Source organism: Curtobacterium sp. VKM Ac-2887 (genome assembly GCF_015350935.1).
In the GTDB taxonomy this organism is placed as follows: domain Bacteria; phylum Actinomycetota; class Actinomycetes; order Actinomycetales; family Microbacteriaceae; genus Curtobacterium.
The window spans coordinates 88,901-109,832 of sequence record NZ_JADKSB010000007.1 but is presented as its reverse complement, the minus strand read 5'-3'; the positions used below and the strand labels follow the sequence as shown (position 1 = coordinate 109,832).

Genomic DNA, 20,932 nt, shown 5'->3' with positions numbered 1-20,932 from the left:
ATGGACATCATCGGTACGATCCTCTGGCCGCTCAAATGGGTGGTCTCCGCCATCCTCGTCGGCTTCCACTGGATCTTCGAGAGCATCGGCATGGACCCGGGCGCGGGTATCACCTGGGTCCTCTCCATCATCTTCCTGACCTTCGTGGTCCGCGCCGCGCTGATCCCGATCTTCGTGCGGCAGATCAAGTCGCAGCGCCGCATGCTCGAGGTCGCGCCGCAGCTGAAGAAGATCCAGGACAAGTACAAGGGCAAGAAGGACCAGTTCTCGCGTGAGGCCATGAGCCGCGAGACCATGGCGCTCTACAAGGAGACGGGTACCAACCCGCTGAGCTCCTGCCTGCCGCTGCTGCTGCAGATGCCGATCTTCTTCTCGCTGTACTCAGTGCTGCACGAAGCGCAGATCAACAAGACCGGTATCGGCCTGCTCACGAACGACCTCGCGGCGTCGTTCGGCAACGCGGCCCTGTTCGGTGCCCCCCTGCACGAGACGTTCACGAACGCTTCCGGGTGGGAAGTGCGTGCGATCGCCGGCTTCATGATCGTCGTCATGACGGCCTCGCAGTTCATCACGCAGCTGCAGCTCGTCGCCAAGAACATGTCGCCGGAGACCAAGGCGTCGCCGATGTACCGCCAGCAGAAGATGATGCTGTACATCCTCCCGCTGGTCTTCGTGATCTCGGGTCTGAGCTTCCCCCTCGGCGTCATGTTCTACTGGCTCGCCTCCAACGTCTGGACGATGGCGCAGCAGTACTTCGTCATCCGCAGCATGCCGACGCCCGGTTCCGAGGCGGCCCTGGCACGAGAGGCACGTCTGGCCAAGAAGGCCCAGCGTCGTGGGATCGCCAACCCGGTGCTCGCCGAGGCCGGTGCCGGTGCTGGTGCTGCCGAGATCGAGGCCGTGCGCGTCACCACCCAGCGTTCGCAGCCGGTCGGCAAGCAGCGCTCGAAGAAGAACGGGAAGAAGTAAGTGACCGAGCAGGACACCGCCGCAGCCGTCGACACCACCGATGCCCCGGACGAGGACGCCCGTGACGAGGCCGACATCGCTGCGGACTACATCGAGGAACTCCTCGACATCTGCGACCTCGACGGAGACATCGAGATCGAGGAGCGCGCCGGTCGCGTCTACCTGTCGGTCACCGACGACGGCGAGGCGCTCCGCGTCCTCTCGAAGCCGGACACCGTCACGGCCCTGCAGGAACTCACCCGCATCGCCGTCCAGGCGGAGACGGGCGAGTTCAGCCGGCTCATCCTCGACGTGGGCGGCTCCCGTGACGCTCGTGCCGACGAGCTGCAGCGACTGGTCGACACCGCCGTCGAGCGCATCGAAGCCGGATCCTCGTCCGCAGCACTCCCCCCGATGTCGTCGTACGAGCGCAAGCTGGTCCACGACCTCGTCGCTGAGAAGGGCTTCCACTCGGAGTCCGAGGGTGAGGGTCGGGACCGCCACACGGTCGTCACCCGATGACGGACGAGTCGGTGGCAGCCGACACCGCTCCCGCGCCTTCGGACGCTGCTCCGGTGCTCGAGGCTGAGCCTGCGGCTGCGTCCGTGCTCTTCGGCGATCAGATCGAGACGGCTCGGTCGTTCACGGACGAGCTGGCTCGCCGGGGCGAGGAGCTGGGCCTGATCGGCCCGCTCGAACTGCCTCGGCTCTGGACGCGACACATCCTCAACTCTGCCCTGCTGGCACCCCTCCTGGAGGCCCGTGGCCGGGTTGCCGACGTCGGCTCGGGTGCGGGATTGCCCGGTCTCGTGCTCGCGATCGCCCGTCCGGACGTGCACTTCACGCTCATCGAGCCGATGGAGCGCCGCGTGGACTGGCTCACCAGCGAGGCGAGCCGGCTTGGCCTGTCGAACGTGACGGTGGTCCGCGGCCGCGCCGAGGACGTCTCCGACGGCATCGTGGTCGACCAGGTCACTGCGCGTGCAGTCAGTGCGTTGTCGAAGCTCATCCCGATGACGGTTCCACTCGTCCGCTCGGGTGGCCAGCTCATCCTGATGAAGGGTGCGCGGGTCGACGATGAGATCGAGAAGGCACGCAAGGTCATCTTGCGCCAGCATCTCTCGGACGTTGAGGTCCTCGAGCTCGGAGACGGTGTGGTCGCAGAGACCACGCGGGTCTTCCGGGCTACAGTTGACTGACCCTGCGGCTCGGATCGGGACGACTGATCTCTTGCTGCTCCACGTTTCACGTGAAACATCGAACCGGGGAAGAGGCACTCGTTGAGCTCATCGACCGATTACGACGCGTCGACTCCGCTTGCTCGCGAGATCGCCGACCTGAACCGCCGGCGTCGTGCGATCGCGACTCAGCAGTTCCCGTTGCCCCCGAAGACGCGGATCATCACCGTGTCGAACCAGAAGGGCGGCGTCGGGAAGACCACGACGACCGTCAACTTGGCCGCGGGCCTCGCGCACGGTGGCGCACGGGTGCTCGTGATCGACCTCGACCCGCAGGGCAACGCGTCGACGGCCCTGGGCGTCGACCACCAGGCTGAAGTCGCGAGCATCTACGACGTCATCGTCGATGAGGCCGCGATGGCCGACACCGTGCAGCGGTCCCCCGAGTCCGACACCCTCTGGTGCGTCCCGGCGACGATCCACCTCGCGGGTGCTGAGATCGAGCTCGTCTCCTTGGTCGCTCGAGAGCAGCGGCTGCGCACGGCGCTCGATCTGTACCTCCAGTCGCTGGACGAGCCGTACCACTACGTCTTCATCGACTGCCCGCCGTCGCTCGGTCTCCTCACCATCAATGCGTTCGTGGCGGCCCAGGAAGTCCTGATCCCGATCCAGTGCGAGTACTACGCGCTCGAGGGACTCAGCCAGCTGTTGCGCAACATCGAGCTCATCGAGCGGCACCTCAACCCGAACCTCAGGGTCTCGACGATCCTGCTCACCATGTACGACGGTCGGACCAACCTGGCGAACCAGGTGGCGAACGACGTCCGCGAGCACTTCGGTGATCAGGTGTTGAAGGCGATGATCCCCCGGTCCGTCCGGGTGAGTGAAGCGCCGAGTTACGGACAGAGCGTCGTCGCGTACGACGTGAACTCCACCGGGTCGCTCTCCTACTTGGAAGCGGCCGCCGAGATCGCAGCACGAGGAGCGTAAGACTGATGGCACCCAAGCGAACCGGACTCGGCCGCGGCATCGGCGCGCTCATCCCGACGGCGACGGACCAGCAGGACCGCCCAGTGGACGTGTTCTTCCCGACTGGTGGGTCGCCGGCGTCGGCACCCACCGCGGACGAGCTTGTCGCCGTTCCGGGAGCCCGACTCGCGAACCTCAACCCGCTGGACGTGATCCCGAACGGGCAGCAGCCGCGCAAGGAGTTCCGCGAAGAGGAGTTGCAGGAGCTCGTCCACTCCATCCGTGAGATCGGCGTGCTGCAGCCCATCGTGGTCCGTCCGATCCCCGGGGCTGCGGGGACGGAGCCGCAGTATGAGCTGATCATGGGTGAGCGGCGCCTCCGCGCTACCAAGGAACTGGGGCTCACGACCATCCCGGCGATCGTCAAGGAGACGCCGGACGACGCGATGCTCCGGGACGCCCTACTCGAGAACCTGCACCGGGCGCAGCTCAACCCGCTCGAGGAGGCTTCGGCGTACCAGCAGCTCCTGGCGGACTTCGGGATCACGCAGGAACAGCTCGGCCAGCGCATCGGCCGCTCCCGTCCGCAGATCACCAACACCATCCGTCTGCTGCGGCTCCCCTCCCCCGTGCAGCGTCGGGTCGCTGCCGGTGTGCTGTCGGCCGGTCACGCCCGCGCGATCCTTGCTGCCCCGGACGCGGAGGCGATGGAGTACCTCGCCGAGAAGATCGTCAACGAGGACCTGTCGGTGCGCGCTGCCGAGGCGATCGCGCAGCAGTTGGCGACGAAGACCCCTCCGAAGACGACGCCGCAGCCCTCCAGGAACCAGGCGCACTTCAACGACCTTGCTGAGCGCATCGGTGACCGGCTGAACACACGGGTCAAGATCGCCGTCGGTGCCCGGAAGAGCTCCGTGACGATCGACTTCGCGAACGGCGACGACCTCAATCGCATTCTGTCGGAGCTGGGGATCAGCGACGTCTCGTCCTGACGGCTTGTCAATGGCGCTGTGCGCCCCGTAGCGGGCCTCGCATGCCCGGTGCGGGTGCCTGGAGCAGCGACGGGTCGTTCGGCCCGACACGGGGCGCGGAGCCGTTCCGCTGGTTCGAGTTCACGAGCAGCGAACGGGAAGCCCGTACGTTTCACGTGGAACACTGTCAGGCTCGCATCATGAGATCCCGCATTCCCGAGCCGCTCTGGCGTGATGTCGTCGGTCGCGAACTCCGCGCTCGTCGCCGTGTCCGCGGGGACACCCTGCACGACGTCGCTCGTCGCGCAGGGGTGTCACCGCAGTACTTGTCGGAGATGGAACGCGGGCGGAAGGAGCCCTCGAGCGAGATGCTGGCAGCAGTGGCTGGCGCGCTCGAGAGCTCCTTGCTGGACCTGACCGCAGCCGCAGCAGAACAGCTCCGCGAGCGAGCACGTTCCGCAGGTACTGGTGGCGAACAAGTGCGGAGCGCGTTCGTCCTCGCTGCGTGAGGCGTCAACAGTCAGCGCCGTCCGTCAGCGTCGAGTGATCACGTGGTCCACGAGCCCGTACTGGAGGGCCTGATGGGCCGTGAAGACGCGATCGTGATCCGTGTCGGCTCGGAGTTGGTCGACACTCTGGCCGCTGTGCTCGGCGAGCAGGTACTCGATCTCGGCCCGGATCCGGACGACCTCGTCCGCCTGCAGGATGAGCTCGGGAATGGCCCCCTGTCCCTGCGCGGCGGGCTGGTGGAGCACGACCCGAGCATGCGGCAGGGCCGACCGCTTTCCTTCGGCGCCCGCGGCGAGCAGGACGGCTCCGACACCGATTGCCTGCCCAACGCAGGTGGTCGCGACGGCGGGGCGGATGAACCGCATGGTGTCGTAGACGGCGAGCATGGCACTCGGATCGCCGCCGTCGCAGTTGACGTAGAGCTGCACGTCCGAGTCCGGGTTGTCCGACTCGAGGAAGAGGAGTTGCGCGATGAGGGCATTGGCGACGCCGGCATCGATTGCGGTCCCGATGTAGATGATCCGCTCGGTGAGCAGGTGCGAGTAGACGTCCAAGACCCGGTCGCCGCGAGCGTCCCGCGCGATGACGTTCGGGATCGTGTACGCGCTCAACAGTCTCCCTCCCCTGCCACAGGTCCGCCGAAGCCTGTCATCGTGGAACGGGGCTGCTGGGGCCGGATCACCGAGAAGTCGTCGACGATCAGGTCGACGAACCCGTAGTCGAGGGCCTCCTCGGCGGAGTACCAGTGGTCGTGCAGCGAGTCCTCGAAGATGCGGTCGACCGTCTGTCCGGTGTCCGCTGCGATGAGTCCGAGCACGGTGTCGCGGGTGTCACGGAGGTGGTCTGCCTGCAGCGCAACGTCCACCGCACTCCCCCCGATCCCTGCGGATCCCTGGTGCATCAGGATCCGGCTGTGTGGCAGTGCTCGCCGTTTGCCAGGAGTACCCGAGGACAGGAGGAACTGCCCCGCACTGCAGGCGATCCCGAACGCGAGCGTGCTGACGTCGTTGGGGATCACCCGCATGAGGTCCCGGAGTGCGAGCATCGCCGGGACCGAGCCTCCGGGCGAATGGATCCAGAGCGCGATGTCGTTCCAGGGGTCCGACGTCGCGAGCTGTACCAGCTGCGTCATGAGGACGGTGCCGTTGTCGTCGTCGAGGGGGCCGTCGAGTACGAGCACGCGTTGGTCGAGAAGGGCTCGCCGGTACTCGGTCGTGAAGGCTGCGGGGGGGGGTGGTGAATCGGTCATGCGTCCACCGTGCGCCGGCAGATGACCAGACGCATGCGATGCTGCTCAGAGCAGATCAGCTCTCAGCAGCGAACCGCGGGTGCCGACGTTCCACGTGGAACATCGACGCTTGCGAACGCCCGTGTTCCACGTGGAACGCGGACCGTGGGAGCGTGCGGATCAGGCGTGGTGGTCGCGGATCGCCTGTTCGGCGAGCTCTGCGTACGTCCACCCGAGATCGAAACCGGACGCGGAGAGTGCCTGCGGCAGCAGCGACGTCTCGGTCAGGCCCGGGAGCACGTTGGCCTCGAGGAACCAGGGCGTACCGGCGCCGTCGACGATGAGGTCCACACGGGACAGGTGGCGGAGGCCGAGTGCCGCGTGTGCCGCGACGGCGGCGTCGGCTGCAGCGGTCGCGAACTCGTCGGACAGTCGAGCGGGGGTGTAGAACGTCGTCTCCCCCGCGTTGTACCGCGCCTCGAAGCCGTAGATGCCGTTCCGTGGGACGATCTCCACCGCGGAGAGTGCCACCGGCCCGTCGCCCGTGTCGATGATGCCGACCGCGACCTCGGTGCCGCGGATGAGCTGCTCGACCACGACGTCGTCGCAGTACGTGTAGGCCGTGACCATGGCTCGTGGCAGGTCGTTGACGTCGTCGACGAGGGTCACTCCCTGCGCACTCCCGCCGCGTGCCGGCTTCACAGCGAGCGGGACCGGGTGCTCCCCCGCGATGGCCTTGAGCACCCCGACGGCACCGAGCTCGCGGAACACGTCGTGGGACAGCGTGACGGATCGAGGGGTACGAACGCCCGCCCGCGCGACCAGCGCTGACGCCGTGGGCTTGTCCCATGCCAACCGGGCCGACGTGGAACGTGAGCCGACGAACGGGATGTCCACCGCCTCCAGGATGCCCCGCAGGGCCCCGTCTTCACCGGAGGCGCCGTGCAGAGCCGGCCACACGACATCCGGGCGGGACTCGGCGAGAGCCGGCAGCAGCAGCGCGTCGGCGTCGCGGAGGTCGACCTGCCAGCCGTACCCGGTCAGCGAGTCGGCGACCCGCCGACCGGAGCGCAGGGAGACGTCACGCTCGTGCGAGATCCCTCCGGCGACGACGACGACGTGACGACGGGTGAGCTCAGCCATGGGGGTCCTCCGGTATGGAACGACGGTGCTGGTGGGCCACGCACCGCGGAAAAGCGCTGATCAGGAGATGTTCGGCGGCGGAGCGCTGACCGAGGACGTCTCGCGGACGACGCTGTTCGGCCGAGTCGTCGGGCCGAACGTCTCGATCAGCTCGAGTTCGTCGTTGACGACGTTGGCGAGCCGCTTCACGCCGACGCGGATCTGCTCGGGGGTCGGGTAGCAGAACGACAGACGGATGTGCCCGCCGCCGCGACCGTCGGCGTAGAAGGCCGTCCCGGGCGTGTAGGCGACGAGCTCCTTCACCGCGCGCGGCAGCATGCCCTTCGAGTCGAGGGACTCGGGGAGCGTCAGCCAGACGAAGAAGCCACCGTTGGGCTTCGTCCAGGACAGGTCCGGCAGGAACTCCCCCAGGGCGGACAGCATGGCGTCACGGCGCTCTGCGTAGATGCCTCGGAAGGTGTCGACCTGACCCTTCCAGTCCGCGGCGTCCAGGTACGCGTTCACGACGTACTGACCGAAGGAGTTCGGGGCGAGGACGGCGGACTCGTTGGCGAGCACGAGCTTCTCGCGAATGGCGTGCGGTGCGAGCGCCCAGCCGACGCGGAAGCCGGGTGCGAGGGTCTTCGAGAAGGACCCCAGGTACACGACGCCCTCTTCGTCGATGGAACGGATCGCCTGCGGTGCCGGCTCGTCGAACCAGAGGAGTCCGTAGGGGTTGTCCTCGAGCACCAGGATGTTGTTCGACCGGCAGATGTCGAGCACCTCGATGCGGCGCTCCCGGCTCATGGTGACGCCGGCCGGGTTGTGGAAGTTCGGGATCGTGTAGAGGAACTTGATCCGCTTGCCCTGCGTGCGGAGGTTCGCAATCGCCTCACGCAGTGCCTCGGGCACCAGACCGAGCTCGTCGGTCGTCACGTGGACGGTCTCGGCTTGGTACGACCGGAACACACCGATCGCACCGACGTAGGACGGGGACTCGGCGAGGACGACGTCGCCCGGATCGATGAACAGACGCGTGACGAGGTCGAGCGCGTGCTGCGAGCCCGTCGTCACGACGACGTCCTCGGCACTGGCACGGATGCCCTCGAGGCTCATGACGTCCACGATGTGCTCGCGGAGGGACCGCAGACCCTGTCCGCCGCCGTACTGCAGCGCCATGGCCGCATGCTCGTTCATCACGCGGTCCAGGGAGCCCGTGACGAGCTCTCTCGGCAGCGCGGAGACGAACGGCATGCCGCCGGCCAGCGAGACCACCTCGGGGCGCGAGGCGACGGCGAACAGGGCTCGGACCTCGGAGGCGCTCAGCCCGGCGGTGCGCTGGGCGTAGGAGTCGTACCAGGGGTCGAGGCTGTTGCCGTTCGTCATACCGTGCTCCGATCAGTGAGACATTCCCGCCACACTACGACATCGACCCCGGAAACCCGGGCTCCGCGGCGGGGGCCGATCCGCAACGGGTGGCATGCGAACGCCCCGCCGGCGCCTGCTGAGCAGGACGAGGACGGGGCGTTCGGTGGTGCTGGTGCGACCTACGCGAGGAACTCGGCGAGGTCGGCCTCGAGCGCGGGCTTCGGCTTGGCGCCGATGACGGTCTTGACGACCTCGCCGCCCTTGAAGACCTTCATCGCCGGGATCGAGGTGATCTGGTAGTTCATGGCCGACTGGGGGTTGTCGTCCACGTTGAGCTTCACGATCTCGATCTTGCCGGCGTGCTCTTCGGCGATCTGGTCGAGGATCGGCGAGACGGCGCGACACGGGCCGCACCACTCGGCCCAGAAGTCGACCAGGATCGTCTTGTCGGACTTGAGGACCTCGTCCGAGAAAGTGGCGTCGGTGACAGCCTTTGCGTTGGACATGGGTGTCCTTTCGTGAGAAGTCGGTACTGGGTGTGGAACCGCGGACGGGCCCCCGGCATTCCGGGGCCGTACGGGTCAGGCGGAGATGGTGACCGGCTCGACCGGGGTCTCGCCCGCAGCAGCGTCGGTCAGAGTGTCCTCGAGGTCGGCGAGGTACTTCTCGGCGTCAAGCGCGGCGACCGCACCGGAACCGGCGGCCGTGATGGCCTGGCGGTAGGTGTGGTCGAGCACGTCGCCCGCGACGAAGACCCCGGGGACGCCGACCGCCTTGGACGTGCGGCCCTCGACGGCGATGGTGCCCTCGGGAGCGAGCTCGAGCTGACCGTGCACGAGGTGCACGCGGGGGTCGTTGCCGATCGCGATGAACAGACCGTCGAGGGCGAGTTCGCTCTCGGTGCCGTCCACGGTGTCCTTGAGCGTCACGCCGGTCACGGCGGAGTCACCCTGGATGCCGATGACCTCCTTGTTCCACGCGAACTCGATCTTCGGGTCGTTGTGGGCGCGATCCTGCATGATCTTCGACGCGCGGAGGGTGTCCTTGCGGTGGATCACGGTGACCTTGTCGGCGAAGCGGGTGAGGAACGTCGCTTCTTCCATCGCGGAGTCGCCGCCGCCGACCACGGCGATGTTCTTCTGGCGGAAGAAGAAGCCGTCGCAGGTCGCGCACCACGAGACACCGTGGCCCGAGAGGCGCTCTTCGTCGGCGATGCCGAGGTGGCGGTACGCCGAACCGGTCGCGTAGATGACCGCGAGGGCTTCGTAGGTCTCGCCGGAGCCGACGGTGACCTTCTTCACGTCGCCGGTGAGGTCGACGGAGACGGCGTCGTCGTACAGGACCTCAGCGCCGAACTTCTCGGCCTGCTCCTGCATCTTGATCATGAGGTCGGGACCTTGGATCCCCTCGGGGAAGCCCGGGAAGTTCTCGACCTCGGTCGTCTTGGTGAGTTCCCCGCCCGTCTCGACGCTGGACGCGACGATGAGCGGCTTGAGCTCTGCGCGCGCGGCGTAGATGCCGGCGGTGAACCCGGCCGGACCGGAACCGATGATGATGAGCTGGCGCATGCCTGACTGCCCTTCCGTTGCGTGCTGACCGGGTCAACACATGGTACCGGCGCGGCATTCCGCGACGTCCGGGAACCGTGCGGTCAGCGACCGAGCTTGCTCTTCACCATGCCGACGGCGTTCTTGATCTCGCCGTTCTTGGCGACGACGAGCGCCCCGAAGTACACGAGGACCATGACGGCGCCGGTCAGGACGATGGTGATGAGTGCCCCGGTGCGGTCCGACATCGCGAACCCGGCTGCGGAGAACGCCCCGAGGAAGTTCGCGACCACCAGACCGACCACGCCGGCGATCAGCGCGGCGATGATGAACTGCACGTGCGAACGGGTCACGACGGGGCCCTCCATGCCACCCAGGCGCTTGCGGACGAGCACCAGCGCCACGATGGTCTGCGCGGTGCCGGCCAACGTGGTGCATGCGGCGATCGCGACCCCGATCGTCTCGTTGGGGAGCGTGGTCACCGCCAGCGCGCCGACGACGAACAACACGGACTGGACGCACTGCATCAGGAACGGCGTGCGGTGGTCGTGCATGGCCCAGAACACGCGCTGGATGATGAACAGGATGCTGAAGAGCACGAGGCCCGGCATGTAGGCGAAGAGCACGGCGCCGATCGACAGCGCGCCGTCGAACGTGTCCGAGAACATCCGTCCGAACGGCACGGCGACGACCATCAGTGCGACGGACGCGAAGACCGTGAAGAGCCCGACGATGCGGAGCGAGAGCGACAGGTTCTTCTGGACCGCGCCGAGGTCGCCGCGCTCCGCGTCGTGGCTCATGCGCGTGAAGTAGGCGGTGGCGATCGAGACCGTGATGATCGAGTGCGGCAGCATGAACAGCAGCCATGCGTTCTGCAGGACGGCGTTGCCGGCCGCACCCGAGCCGAGCGACGCGACGCGCGACTGTACGATGCCGGCGAGCTGGGTGACGAGGATCATCGCGAACAGCCATCCGGCCGCGGTCCCCGTTGCCTTCAGACCGACGCCCCGCCAGCGGAAGTCGGGACGGAAGCTCAGGCCGGCTCGGCGCCAGAAGAACGGCAGGAAGGCTGCCTGGGCGAGGACGCCGAGCGAGGCGCTGCCCGCGAGCACCGCGATCTTCGTGGCGTCCCAGTCGTCGACGCCCGAGTTCGCGGCGCTGCCGCCGAACATCGCGATGAAGACGACGAGACCGGCGAGCGAGATGACGTTGTTGAGCAGGGGCGCCCACGTGAACGGTCCGAAGACCTGCTTCGCGTTCAGGACCTCGCCGAGCAAGGAGTACATCGCGTAGAAGAGGATCTGCGGCAGGCACCAGAAGGCGAAGAGGACGGCGAGGTCGTACGCCTCGGGTGAGAGGCCCTTGCCACCCGAGGTGGATTGGGAGCTGTACAGGCGCACCAGCAGCGGAGCAGCGAGGGTGGCGACGATGGTGATGACGATGAACACCGAGCCACCAAGCGTCACGATCTTGTTGACGTAGGACTGGCCGCCGTCGGTCCCGTTCTTCATGGCGCGGACGATCTGCGGGATCAGCACCGCCGACAGCAGGCCGCCCGCGATGAGGGCGTAGATGTTGTTCGGCAGCTGGTTCGAGATCGCGAAGGCGTCTCCGGCAGGGCTCTTGTACTGCCCGATCGCGTAGGCCAGCACGAACGTCTTCGCGAATCCGAGGATGCGCGACAGCATCGTCCCCGCCGCGAGCATCGCACTCGCACGCCCCAGGCTGCGCTCGGCGACCGGTTCCGCATCGACGTCGGGCTGGGGCTGGGTGGCGCTGATGGTCGGCTCCTCGGGGTCGCGGGCGTCCGCGACAGGGCTGGTACGGGCGTCGGACGGGAGGCCCGGTTCGACTCCGGCTCGGGCGATCGCGTCCTGCAGGTGGTCGCCTCCAGGAGCCGCGACAGCGGCCGCACCGGAGCCGGTCACGGCGAACGCGGTGGGTGGCTCGGCGCGGTGATCCGGGCCTCCCGGTCCGACGACCGATCCCGCGGGCGAGGCGGGCGCACCGGGCGCACCGGGCGCACCCGGCTGCACGGCGAGCGGGCGGTTGGGGTCGTCGTCGTCCTCGTCGTCGAGTTCGCCGTTGCGACGGCGGATGCGCTTCCGGATGCTGCGGAAGATGCCGAAGCCGAAGATCGCGATCAGAGCGACCGCTGCGGCAGCGGTGATGACCGTCTCCCACTGCGCCTGGACGTTGAGCTCGACGGTGGCCGGCTGGGCGATCGCGACGCCGGTCGGGCTCGACAGCGACATGGTCAGCTCGACCTTGCCGTTCGCGACGGACTGCACGGGGACGGTCGCTCGGGTCGACGAGTCCGGTTGGATCTCGACCACGATGTCGTTGCGGACGACCCGGAGGGCGGAGTTCGACGGCTGGACGGCCAGGTGCACCGTCACCGGGTAGTCGGAGCTGTTGCGGATGGAGACCGGCAGCGAGGACCGGTCGCCGAGCAGGGTCAGGCTGCTCGAGTCGACGATCCCGACCTCGGTGGTCTGCTTCGCCCAGGCGGCCGTGCGGGCGTCGACGGCGGCCGTCAGCCCGTCGTTGTCCCCCCGCCACGCGTTCGACGCGATGGCGAGCAGTCGGAGGCGTGCGGGTGCGGTCAGTTCGGCGGGGGTGTCGAGGATCGTGGCGAACGCGGAGAGCCCCTGTTCGCCCTGCACCAGGCGCTTGAGCTGTGCGATGCGGCCGGCCCCGGTGGACGCGCTGGTGAGCGTGAGTGACCCGGCGACGGCGTTCGACGCCGTTGAGAGGTCGGCGGGCGCCACCCAGGCGGTGGTCTCGAGGGCGTCGAGGGTCTGGCTGAGGCGAGCGGAGTCCGAGGGCCAGTCGCGACCGAGGGTCAGCAGGATCGGCCCCGTGGCGGTGCCGTCGCGCGCCGAGGTGGCGAGCGTCGCCGTGAGTTCGGACATCGCCGACGACCAGCTCTGGCGGTCCGGTGCGGTCGCGGCCTTGCGCAGCAGGGACGACATCGACTGGTCCGACACGAGGACGTGGTCGTCACCGATCTTCTCCGACGCCGAGATCGTGGCGTTCGCGCCGGCGGAGGTGTTCCCGCTCGAGACGATCGTGGTCTTCGTGCCCGCCCGCTCGAGTGCCTCGAGGTCCGACGACGACACGGTGCCCTCGGTCGGCCAGGAGATGGAGTCCATCGAGTAGGGGAAGTCCAGCAGCTGCTCGGTCGTGGGCAGTGTCTCCGTGGGCTCGCCCGCACCCGAGTCGGCTTCGGCGTCGGTGGTGGCGTCGTCGCTCGGGGACGCGGAGCTGCTCGGGGTCGTCGTCTGGCCGGGGGTGGCGGTCGGGGTCGGTGCGGGGGTCTCGGCACCCGGGAAGTTCTCGGACTTGACGGACTGGTCGAGCGAGATCGGCGCGAGGATGCCGTCCGACCCGGCCTGGCGCAGACCGGTGACGTCGGCGTCCGCGTAGGACAACGCGAAGGTCTCGTTGCGCAGGGACTCGAGGCGCTGGAGCCACGCGGTCGCGGAGGACGGCGCGTTCTCGCCGAGGATCCGGATCGAGGCGATGATCCGCGGGTCGACGGCGACGGCGACGTTGTGGTCCTCGGCCGCGTCGAGCTGCTGCGTCAGGGTGCCGTCGACCGAGGTGGCGGAGGCCAGGACGGCCGCGGTGAGGATGCCGTCGGTGGACTTCGGGACCGTCACCGGCATCGCCACCGAGACGCTGACCGGCACCTGCTCGAAGTCCGGGTACCAGGTGATCGCGGAGCGGGCCACGGCGAAGGTGTCACCGGCCGTGTACTCGGCCGCGATGCGCCGCGCACCGAACGACGAGTACCCGCCGAGTGCCACGTTGCCCGAGACGATCTCGACCGAGTCGATGGTGACCGATCGGTGCGCCGGGACCTCCGGAATGTCAACGGAGTCCATCGGGGCGCCGAGGTAACCGGTCGTGGTGGTGTCGGCGAGCCAGTCGGCGAGGACGTCCCGCGTGCTCACGGAGCGGAAGATGTCGAACTCCGCGCTGCCGGCGGGCAGTGCAGTGTCGGTGTCGTTCGTGACGGTCACCGAGAGGGTGAGGTCCTGGTCGCGCTGGACGATCCCACGGTGCGCGGGAGCGACCGAGATCGTGGCCTTGCCCGCATCGGCAGCAGCCGGATCGGCGAGATGGGTCTTGGCCGACGACACCGTCGCGGCATTGGCGTGCGGGGCACTGACGGGCGCGACGACCAGGCCGAGCGCGACGAGGGTCGACGCGGCTGCGGCGAGCGTGGTGCGGAGGATGTGCATACGGAAGCGGGCCACGGGGTCGGTTCGGGCCGAGCACGAGTGTATGAGGCGCGACCATGAACAGGTCCCGTGCGCGCGGGGTTGTGGAGAACTCGGGGCCTCGATCTGGGAGGATGAGCACCGTCATGCAGTCCGTTGCCCAGGCCGTCGAACGACTCGACGCACTCGCCACCACCGAGCCCGTCGACCTCCTCGCTCGGGCCTTCGCCGACGCCGGACACGAGCTGGCCCTGGTCGGCGGACCCGTGCGGGACGCCTTCCTCGGTCGTCCGGTCACCGACCTCGACTTCACGACGAGCGCCCGTCCGGACGACATCCTGCGCATCGTCGAGCCGATCGCGAGCGCCACGTGGGACGTCGGCCGCCAGTTCGGCACCATCGCCGCGCGGGTCGGCGGCGAGCAGGTCGAGATCACCACCTACCGCAGTGACGTGTACGACGGCGAGACCCGCAAGCCCGAGGTCGCGTTCGGCGACACCATCGAGGACGACCTGCTCCGCCGCGACTTCACCGTCAACGCGATGGCGCTCCGGCTGCCGGCCCGTGAGCTCGTCGACGTGCACGGCGGCGTCGAGGACCTGCTGGCCGCCCGCCTGCGCACCCCGCAGGCCGCCGTGGTGTCGTTCCGCGACGACCCGCTCCGGATGATGCGGGCGGCGCGGTTCACGTCGCAGCTCGGGTTCACCGTCAACGACGACGTCCGTGCCGCCATGCAGGACCTCGTCGACTCCATCGACATCGTGTCCGCCGAGCGGGTGCGCGACGAACTCGTCAAGCTGCTCAACACGAGCGACCCCGTGCCGGGCATCCGCCTGCTCGTGGACACCGGACTGGCGCAGCGGTTCCTGCCGGAGCTGCCCGAGATGCAGCTCGAGATCGACGAGCACCACCACCACAAGGACGTCTACGAGCACTCCCTGACCGTGCTCGAACAGGCGATCGGCTACGAGGCCGAGCGGCACGCGGGCGACCCGCCCGACACCGTGCTCCGGCTCGCGGCGCTGCTGCACGACATCGGCAAGCCCGCCACCCGCAAGCTCGAGCCGGGCGGCGCCGTCAGCTTCCACCACCACGACCTGGTCGGGTCGAAGCTCGCGAAGAAGCGGCTCCGTGCCCTGCGCTTCGACAACGACACGATCGCCGCGGTGTCCCGCCTGATCGAGCTGCACCTGCGGTTCTTCGGGTACACCGACGGTGCCTGGACCGACTCAGCCGTCCGGCGCTACGTCCGCGACGCCGGCCCGCAGCTCGAACGGCTGCACGAGCTGACCCGCTCGGACGTCACCACCCGGAACCGCCGCAAGGCCGACCGCCTGGCGTTCGCGTACGACGACCTCGAGGAGCGGATCCGCGTCCTGGCCGAGCAAGAGGAACTGGACTCGATCCGGCCCGACCTGACCGGCGACGACATCATGCGGATCCTCGACATCCCGCCGGGGCGTGCCGTGGGCGAGGCCTACCGCTTCCTGCTCGAGGCGCGGATGGACGACGGGCCGCTCGGGGCCGACGCTGCCGAGGCGCGCTTGCGCGACTGGTGGGCCGCGCGGGACGCGACCAGCTCCTGACGCGCCACCGACGCCCGAGACGCGACCGCCTGACGGACGCGACGGTTCTGCACAGACCGGTGGCGCGCCTCCAGGCCGTCGGGTAGTCTGTGCAGGTTGCCCGGCGCGTGTCTGCGCGCTGTGGCACATGCATCAACCCTCCTGCCCCGGGAACTGCCCGGGGCCGCTGAGACCAGAGGAGGTGGGTTCCGCATGCACCAGTACGAACTGATGGCGATCCTCGACCCCGAGATCGATGAGCGCACCGTCGCTCCCAGCCTGGACAAGTTCCTCGCTGTCATCCGCAACGACGGTGGCACCGTCGACAACGTGGACGTCTGGGGCCGTCGCCGGCTCGCTTACGAGATCGCCAAGAAGTCCGAGGGCATCTACGCCGTCGTCGACTTCACGTCCTCGCCCGAGGCCGCCAAGGAGCTCGACCGTCAGCTCGGTCTCTCCGAGGCCGTGCTCCGCACGAAGGTCCTCCGCGCCGAAGAGGGCATCGCGCAGGTCGCCGCCCAGAAGCAGCGCGACGAGGCACGCGCAGCCCGCAAGGCTGCCAACGCCTCCGCAACCGCGACCGCGAGCGCCGAGTAACCCGTGGCCGGCGAAACCGTCATCACGGTGGTGGGCAACCTCACCGCGGACCCCGAGCTGCGGTACACGCAGAACGGGCTCGCAGTGGCGAACTTCACCATCGCCTCCACGCCTCGCACGTTCGACCGTCAGGCGAACGAGTGGAAGGACGGCGACGCGCTGTTCCTCCGCGCGAGTGTGTGGCGGGAGTTCGCCGAGCACGTGGCGGGGTCGCTGACGAAGGGCTCGCGCGTCATCGCGCAGGGTCGTCTGCGTCAGCGTTCCTACCAGGACCGCGAGGGTCAGCAGCGCACGAGCATCGAGCTCGAGGTCGACGAGATCGGCCCGTCGCTCCGGTACGCGACCGCACAGATCACCCGCGCAGCGGGTGGCGGCGGCGGTCGTGGCCAGGTCGGCGGCGGCAACGGTGGCGGTCAGCAGGGCGGCGGCAACGGCGGCTGGAACAACAACGGTGGCGGCAACGCCTCCGCTGGTGGCCAGTCCGACGAGCCGTGGTCCCCGCAGGGTGGCCAGCAGGGCGGCGGCAACGCACAGTCGAACGACGTGTGGAGCACCCCCGGCGGCAACTTCGACGACGAGACCCCGTTCTGATCCTCTCGGTTCCGACGGACACACAACTTTTCTTCTAAGGACAAATCACTATGGCTGGAAAGAGCACCGGCGACCGCCGGAAGCCTCGCGGCAAGGGCGGCAAGAACGCCGCTCCCGCGAAGTCGATCAAGGTCGGCGTCATCGACTACAAGGACGTTGCGACCCTTCGCAAGTTCATCTCGGAGCGTGGAAAGATCCGCGCCCGTCGCATCACCGGCGTCTCCGTCCAGGAGCAGCGCCTCATCGCCCGTGCCGTGAAGAACGCCCGTGAGATGGCGCTCCTCCCCTACGCCGGCTCCGGCCGCTGATCGGAGGTCGACACATGTCGAAGCTCATCCTCACCCACGAGGTCTCCGGCCTCGGTTCCGCTGGTGACGTCGTCGACGTCAAGAACGGCTACGCCCGCAACTACCTCATCCCCCAGGGCTTCGCTGTCGCGTGGTCCAAGGGCGGCGAGAAGCAGGTCGAGTCGATCCGTGCCGCGCGCACCGCGCGTGAGCTCGCCACCATCGAAGAGGCACAGGACCTCAAGATGAAGCTCGAGAACGCGACCATCTCCCTGGCTGTCAAGGCCGGCAAGGACGGTCGTCTGTTCGGCTCCGTCCGTCCGGGCGACGTCGCTGACGCCGTCCAGGCGCAGGGCGTCGGCTCGCTCGACAAGCGCAAGGTCGAGGTCCCCGCGACCATCAAGACCGTCGGTGACCACGAGGCCACCGTGCGTCTGCGCGAGGACATCACTGCCGTGATCTCGCTCAAGGTCGTCGCTGCCAAGTAGCACTGACGTTCCGCTCCACGACGGGCGGGTCTCCTCCGGGAGGCCCGCCCGTCGTTGCGTTGGCGGGGGCGGGGTCGGGTTGGGGTTGCGGGGCGTGCGGGGTTCACTTGGTGAGCAGAAAAGGTCGGGTCCCGATCCCCCACTCGACATCTTCTGCTCACCATCAACGCACGGTCGTCCAGAACGGCCGGGAGGCCCGGCTCGGCTTGCACGGGTGGGCTCGGCTTGGCTGGCTGGTTACCTCTCAGGCACGGCCCGGCTTGCTGGGAGCGGCCCGAGAACACTTCTCACAGGAGGGGTGCTTGTCAAGTCGTTTTACACAGCAGAAACGTGTCAAATCGGAACCTTCAATGCCTACTTGAACCCCACTTTTCCACACACCGTGTGAACATGAAAACACCTGGTCAAGTGGTCGAAAGTGTGTTCCCATGGCCATGTTTCCACAGGCTCGTCCACAGTTCTCCACACAGCATTCCGGCGTGTTCCGCAATCCCTCCACAGAGTTATCCACAGGGCCGTTTGTTGGGGATAACTCTGCGGCCGTAGCTTGGCCCAGCGACTCGGGGATGTCGGTCGCTGGGGGTAGAAAGTCGTTGCAGGTGTCGGACCACCGTGTCCAGCCCTGCGTCGTTCAACAGAGGAGAGAGTGTGTCGATCGCGCATCTTGAGCCCGCACCGCAGGAGTACGCGGAGCGCGGCATGGAACGCACCCCGCCGCACGACCTGTTGGCCGAACAGTCGACCATCGGCGGCATGCTCCTGTCGAAGGACGCCGTCGCCGACGTCATCGAGACCGCTCGTGGCGTGGACTTCTACGTCCCCAAGCACGAGGTCATCTTCGACGCGATCCTCTCGCTGTACTCGCACGGCGAGCCCACCGACGTCATCGCCGTCACCGACGAACTGACCAAGACCGGTCTGCTGTCCCGTGGTGGTGGCGCCGAGTACCTGCACAGCGTCACGAGCATGGTGCCCACCGCGGCGAACGCGGGGTACTACGCCGGGATCGTCGCCGAGAAGGCCGTCCTCCGTCGCCTCGTCGACGCCGGCACCCGCATCGTGCAGATGGGCTACGCGTCCGAAGGCGAGGTCACCGACCTCGTCAACAGCGCGCAGGCCGAGGTCTACAACGTCGCCGGTGGCGTGCAGACCGAGGACTACGTCCCCCTGACCGACGCCATCTCCGCCGCCCTCGACGAGATCGAAGCGGCCAAGGGCCGCGACGGCCAGATGACCGGCGTGCCGACCGGGTTCGCGCAGCTCGACGGCCTGACGAACGGCTTCCACCCCGGGCAGCTCATCATCGTCGCCGCTCGACCCGCCCTCGGTAAGTCCACCCTTGCGCTCGACCTGTGCCGCGCCGCGGCGATCAAGCACGACCAGACCGCCGCCTTCTTCTCGCTCGAGATGGGTCGCGCCGAGATCGCCATGCGTCTGCTGTCCGCCGAGACCAGCGTGCCGCTGCAGAACATGCGCAAGGGCACCGTGGACTCCCGCGACTGGACCACCATCGCGCAGACCCGCGGGCGCATCAACGACGCGCCGTTCTTCATCGACGACTCCCCCAACATGACGCTGGTCGAGATCCGCGCCAAGTGCCGTCGACTCAAGCAGCAGCACAACCTCAAGCTCGTCGTCATCGACTACCTGCAGCTGATGACCTCGGGCAAGAAGGTCGAGAGCCGCCAGCAAGAGGTCTCCGAGTTCTCGCGTGCACTGAAGCTGATGGCGAAGGAGCTCCAGGTCCCCGTCATCGCGCTGTCCCAGCTGAACCGTGGTCCCGAGCAGCGTGCCGACAAGAAGCCGGCGATCTCCGACCTGCGAGAGTCCGGGTCGATCGAGCAGGACGCCGACATGGTCATCCTGCTGCACCGCGAGTCGGCGTACGAGAAGGACAACCCGCGGCAGGGTGAGGCCGACCTGATCGTGGCGAAGCACCGTAACGGGCCGACGGACACCATCACCGTGGCGTTCCACGGGATGTTCTCGCGGTTCGTGGACATGCCGCAGTAAGGCGGGTGCCGCCCGCCAGCTGTGATTTGAAAGACATGTTGTCGTTCTGAAAGTCAACTCGTCGCGATTGAAACGAACCCGTCGTCACCCCGCCGCGTCTCCTAGGTCGGCAGATGGCACCAAGATGGCAGCTTCGCCAAGTCGCGCACACGCCGGTTCCACCGGACTCCGTGAGTTACTGTCACCGCATGTACGAGAAGCGCCAGGCGCCCACCTTTTCCCTCAACGACCAAACACTCGTGTTCGACGTCGACCGACAGCGCCAAGTGGCCTACCTCGACGGCCGGCTCCCACTTCCCCTGGCAGCGACGATCGAGCTATACGACGAAGCAACGAACTCCCACGGCACAGCCACCGTCATTGGCGTCCGTCTCCTGAACGGCACCGCGGACGTTCTCAACCAGCTCTGCCTCGATGTGACCGTCGACGACCGTTGGTGGGCTCGCTTTGACGAGCGAGCAGCTCGCGAAGCTCAGGACTGACGATGGGGCTGACGCCGAACATCAGCGGGTCGGTCACCACGGGCTCCGCCGATGGCGACAACGCGTTGATGTTTGCCCTGGCGTGGGGAGAGCGGCTCAGCGCGGAACTCCCCAGGGCGATCGAGGCCAGCCGGCGGTTCGCCGAAGCCGTCCGCGCCTACGACCGCGGCGACGAATGGGGGCTAGGAGACGACTCGTTGGCCGAGGGCTTCCGAGCCATGTGGACGGCCAACGCCTCCGTCGTGTGGACCGCATCTCAAGTCGAGCGATGGTTAGTCCGGCTCGCACGGGAAGCTGACGATCCCGAGCCTGACCCGGTTCCCGACCTGAAATCCCTACGAGACGCCCTCGAACACCTTGATGAAGCGGTGTTCGACGACAACGACTACGCACACGCCGACCGCAGCGACCCTCGCAAAAAGACGGTCACCCGAGCTCTGCACCGCCTCGGACCGCTTGCGATCGCCTCATGGAGTCCAGACGGCCCTCTGTTCAACCTGGTCGACACAGACCGGCTCCGATCCCTGGGCGGCCAGCTCTCAAATCGGCTGTCTGCGATGCTCGACGAACTGGCCGAGGACTACGCCGTTCAGGAAGCAATCGACCGGATGCGCGGGAAATGAAGGTACCTTCGGCGGGCAGCGGTGGATGGGGAGTCGACCCAACCCCGGGTGCGCAGGGCCCCCTCGAACTGTCCGCCGACGACGTGCAGCGGATCAGCCGAGCGCTGCTCCTACTCGTTTCGAAGTTCGAACAGATCACGTTCGAGACGGCGGCTTCCCCGCCGCCGCCGGGAAGCGGCGCCTTCCGGCTGTGGCGGGGCCGATCGCCCGAGCACG

21 protein-coding genes are annotated in these 20,932 nt (G+C 67.9%); 14 read left to right on the top strand and 7 right to left on the bottom strand.

All coding sequences use genetic code 11. The annotated features are described in order from the left end of the window. The 6 genes from yidC (at position 1) to ITJ69_RS09940 (ending at position 4,575) form a co-directional block, all read left to right on the top strand. A complete protein-coding gene (gene yidC / locus ITJ69_RS09965; RefSeq protein ID WP_123292941.1) occupies positions 1-969 on the top strand; it encodes a membrane protein insertase YidC in 969 nt (322 codons plus the stop codon). Then, positions 970-1,470 carry a protein jag gene (locus ITJ69_RS09960; protein WP_194672685.1) on the top strand — a complete coding sequence of 167 codons (501 nt, stop codon included), beginning with the start codon at positions 970-972 and terminating at the stop codon, positions 1,468-1,470. Continuing rightward, a complete protein-coding gene (gene rsmG / locus ITJ69_RS09955; RefSeq protein ID WP_159572912.1) occupies positions 1,467-2,147 on the top strand; it encodes a 16S rRNA (guanine(527)-N(7))-methyltransferase RsmG in 681 nt (226 codons plus the stop codon). The genes ITJ69_RS09960 and rsmG overlap by 4 nt, the downstream gene beginning before the upstream one ends. Before the next feature lie 81 nt (positions 2,148-2,228). Next, entirely contained in the window at positions 2,229-3,116 is an 888-nt protein-coding gene (locus ITJ69_RS09950; RefSeq protein ID WP_131845076.1) for a ParA family protein, read from the top strand. 5 nt (positions 3,117-3,121) lie between these two features. After that, positions 3,122-4,087, top strand: a complete 966-nt coding sequence (locus tag ITJ69_RS09945) for a ParB/RepB/Spo0J family partition protein (RefSeq protein ID WP_194672684.1) — start codon at positions 3,122-3,124, stop codon at positions 4,085-4,087. A 179-nt stretch (positions 4,088-4,266) separates the two neighbouring features. Further along, positions 4,267-4,575 (top strand): helix-turn-helix domain-containing protein, encoded by a 309-nt coding sequence (locus ITJ69_RS09940; RefSeq protein ID WP_159572908.1) that lies wholly within the window; start codon positions 4,267-4,269, stop codon positions 4,573-4,575. Positions 4,576-4,599: 24 nt separating this feature from the next. Here the strand turns inward: ITJ69_RS09940 and ITJ69_RS09935 are convergent, their stop codons facing one another. The 7 genes from ITJ69_RS09935 to ITJ69_RS20450 all read right to left on the bottom strand — a co-directional run bounded on the left by ITJ69_RS09935 (position 4,600) and on the right by ITJ69_RS20450 (position 14,106). Beyond that, the gene (locus ITJ69_RS09935) at positions 4,600-5,187 is read right to left on the bottom strand and encodes a ClpP family protease (protein ID WP_194672683.1); all 588 of its coding nucleotides are present in this window, start codon (positions 5,185-5,187) and stop codon (positions 4,600-4,602) included. Beyond that, on the bottom strand, positions 5,184-5,825 hold the full coding sequence (locus ITJ69_RS09930) for a ClpP family protease (RefSeq protein WP_194672682.1): 642 nt from the start codon (positions 5,823-5,825) through the stop codon (positions 5,184-5,186). The genes ITJ69_RS09935 and ITJ69_RS09930 overlap by 4 nt, the downstream gene beginning before the upstream one ends. Before the next feature lie 159 nt (positions 5,826-5,984). Continuing rightward, on the bottom strand, positions 5,985-6,947 hold the full coding sequence (locus ITJ69_RS09925) for a D-alanine--D-alanine ligase family protein (RefSeq protein ID WP_123339331.1): 963 nt from the start codon (positions 6,945-6,947) through the stop codon (positions 5,985-5,987). 60 nt (positions 6,948-7,007) lie between these two features. Beyond that, the gene (locus tag ITJ69_RS09920; RefSeq protein WP_123339332.1) at positions 7,008-8,312 is read right to left on the bottom strand and encodes a PLP-dependent aminotransferase family protein; all 1,305 of its coding nucleotides are present in this window, start codon (positions 8,310-8,312) and stop codon (positions 7,008-7,010) included. Positions 8,313-8,473: 161 nt separating this feature from the next. Further along, positions 8,474-8,800 (bottom strand): thioredoxin, encoded by a 327-nt coding sequence (gene trxA, locus ITJ69_RS09915; protein WP_017887828.1) that lies wholly within the window; start codon positions 8,798-8,800, stop codon positions 8,474-8,476. A gap of 75 nt (positions 8,801-8,875) precedes the next feature. After that, positions 8,876-9,862 (bottom strand): thioredoxin-disulfide reductase, encoded by a 987-nt coding sequence (trxB, locus tag ITJ69_RS09910; protein WP_111083668.1) that lies wholly within the window; start codon positions 9,860-9,862, stop codon positions 8,876-8,878. An 83-nt stretch (positions 9,863-9,945) separates the two neighbouring features. Further along, on the bottom strand, positions 9,946-14,106 hold the full coding sequence (locus tag ITJ69_RS20450; protein WP_323743080.1) for a DUF6049 family protein: 4,161 nt from the start codon (positions 14,104-14,106) through the stop codon (positions 9,946-9,948). Between the two features lie 110 nt (positions 14,107-14,216). Here ITJ69_RS20450 and ITJ69_RS09900 point away from each other — a divergent pair, with 110 nt between their 5' ends. The 8 genes from ITJ69_RS09900 to ITJ69_RS09865 all read left to right on the top strand — a co-directional run bounded on the left by ITJ69_RS09900 (position 14,217) and on the right by ITJ69_RS09865 (position 20,716). Continuing rightward, complete coding sequence (locus tag ITJ69_RS09900; protein WP_159574225.1) at positions 14,217-15,656, top strand: CCA tRNA nucleotidyltransferase; 1,440 nt, start codon at positions 14,217-14,219, stop codon at positions 15,654-15,656. Between the two features lie 192 nt (positions 15,657-15,848). Next, positions 15,849-16,232, top strand: a complete 384-nt coding sequence (rpsF, locus tag ITJ69_RS09895) for a 30S ribosomal protein S6 (RefSeq protein ID WP_111083667.1) — start codon at positions 15,849-15,851, stop codon at positions 16,230-16,232. 3 nt (positions 16,233-16,235) lie between these two features. Beyond that, on the top strand, positions 16,236-16,823 hold the full coding sequence (locus tag ITJ69_RS09890; RefSeq protein ID WP_123311310.1) for a single-stranded DNA-binding protein: 588 nt from the start codon (positions 16,236-16,238) through the stop codon (positions 16,821-16,823). Positions 16,824-16,873: 50 nt separating this feature from the next. After that, positions 16,874-17,131: a 30S ribosomal protein S18 gene (rpsR, locus tag ITJ69_RS09885; RefSeq protein WP_017887834.1), complete on the top strand. Its 258-nt coding sequence runs from the start codon at positions 16,874-16,876 to the stop codon at positions 17,129-17,131. A gap of 14 nt (positions 17,132-17,145) precedes the next feature. Continuing rightward, positions 17,146-17,598, top strand: a complete 453-nt coding sequence (gene rplI / locus ITJ69_RS09880; protein ID WP_111083665.1) for a 50S ribosomal protein L9 — start codon at positions 17,146-17,148, stop codon at positions 17,596-17,598. A 648-nt stretch (positions 17,599-18,246) separates the two neighbouring features. Beyond that, positions 18,247-19,611 carry a replicative DNA helicase gene (gene dnaB, locus ITJ69_RS09875; protein WP_111083664.1) on the top strand — a complete coding sequence of 455 codons (1,365 nt, stop codon included), beginning with the start codon at positions 18,247-18,249 and terminating at the stop codon, positions 19,609-19,611. Between the two features lie 188 nt (positions 19,612-19,799). Next, complete coding sequence (locus tag ITJ69_RS09870; RefSeq protein ID WP_194672681.1) at positions 19,800-20,093, top strand: hypothetical protein; 294 nt, start codon at positions 19,800-19,802, stop codon at positions 20,091-20,093. Between the two features lie 2 nt (positions 20,094-20,095). Further along, positions 20,096-20,716, top strand: a complete 621-nt coding sequence (locus tag ITJ69_RS09865; RefSeq protein ID WP_194672680.1) for a hypothetical protein — start codon at positions 20,096-20,098, stop codon at positions 20,714-20,716. Positions 20,717-20,932: the final 216 nt, after the last annotated feature.

Coding starts and splice junctions, on each gene's coding strand:
- ITJ69_RS09920 (WP_123339332.1), bottom strand. CDS start 8,312: ATGACGAACGGCAACAGCCTCGACCCCTGGTACGACTCCTACGCCCAG.
- yidC (WP_123292941.1), top strand. CDS start 1: ATGGACATCATCGGTACGATCCTCTGGCCGCTCAAATGGGTGGTCTCC.
- ITJ69_RS09925 (WP_123339331.1), bottom strand. CDS start 6,947: ATGGCTGAGCTCACCCGTCGTCACGTCGTCGTCGTCGCCGGAGGGATC.
- rsmG (WP_159572912.1), top strand. CDS start 1,467: ATGACGGACGAGTCGGTGGCAGCCGACACCGCTCCCGCGCCTTCGGAC.
- trxB (WP_111083668.1), bottom strand. CDS start 9,862: ATGCGCCAGCTCATCATCATCGGTTCCGGTCCGGCCGGGTTCACCGCC.
- ITJ69_RS09900 (WP_159574225.1), top strand. CDS start 14,217: ATGCAGTCCGTTGCCCAGGCCGTCGAACGACTCGACGCACTCGCCACC.
- ITJ69_RS09940 (WP_159572908.1), top strand. CDS start 4,267: ATGAGATCCCGCATTCCCGAGCCGCTCTGGCGTGATGTCGTCGGTCGC.
- rpsR (WP_017887834.1), top strand. CDS start 16,874: ATGGCTGGAAAGAGCACCGGCGACCGCCGGAAGCCTCGCGGCAAGGGC.
- ITJ69_RS09870 (WP_194672681.1), top strand. CDS start 19,800: ATGTACGAGAAGCGCCAGGCGCCCACCTTTTCCCTCAACGACCAAACA.
- rplI (WP_111083665.1), top strand. CDS start 17,146: ATGTCGAAGCTCATCCTCACCCACGAGGTCTCCGGCCTCGGTTCCGCT.
- ITJ69_RS09930 (WP_194672682.1), bottom strand. CDS start 5,825: ATGACCGATTCACCACCCCCCCCCGCAGCCTTCACGACCGAGTACCGG.
- rpsF (WP_111083667.1), top strand. CDS start 15,849: ATGCACCAGTACGAACTGATGGCGATCCTCGACCCCGAGATCGATGAG.
- ITJ69_RS09865 (WP_194672680.1), top strand. CDS start 20,096: ATGGGGCTGACGCCGAACATCAGCGGGTCGGTCACCACGGGCTCCGCC.
- trxA (WP_017887828.1), bottom strand. CDS start 8,800: ATGTCCAACGCAAAGGCTGTCACCGACGCCACTTTCTCGGACGAGGTC.
- ITJ69_RS09945 (WP_194672684.1), top strand. CDS start 3,122: ATGGCACCCAAGCGAACCGGACTCGGCCGCGGCATCGGCGCGCTCATC.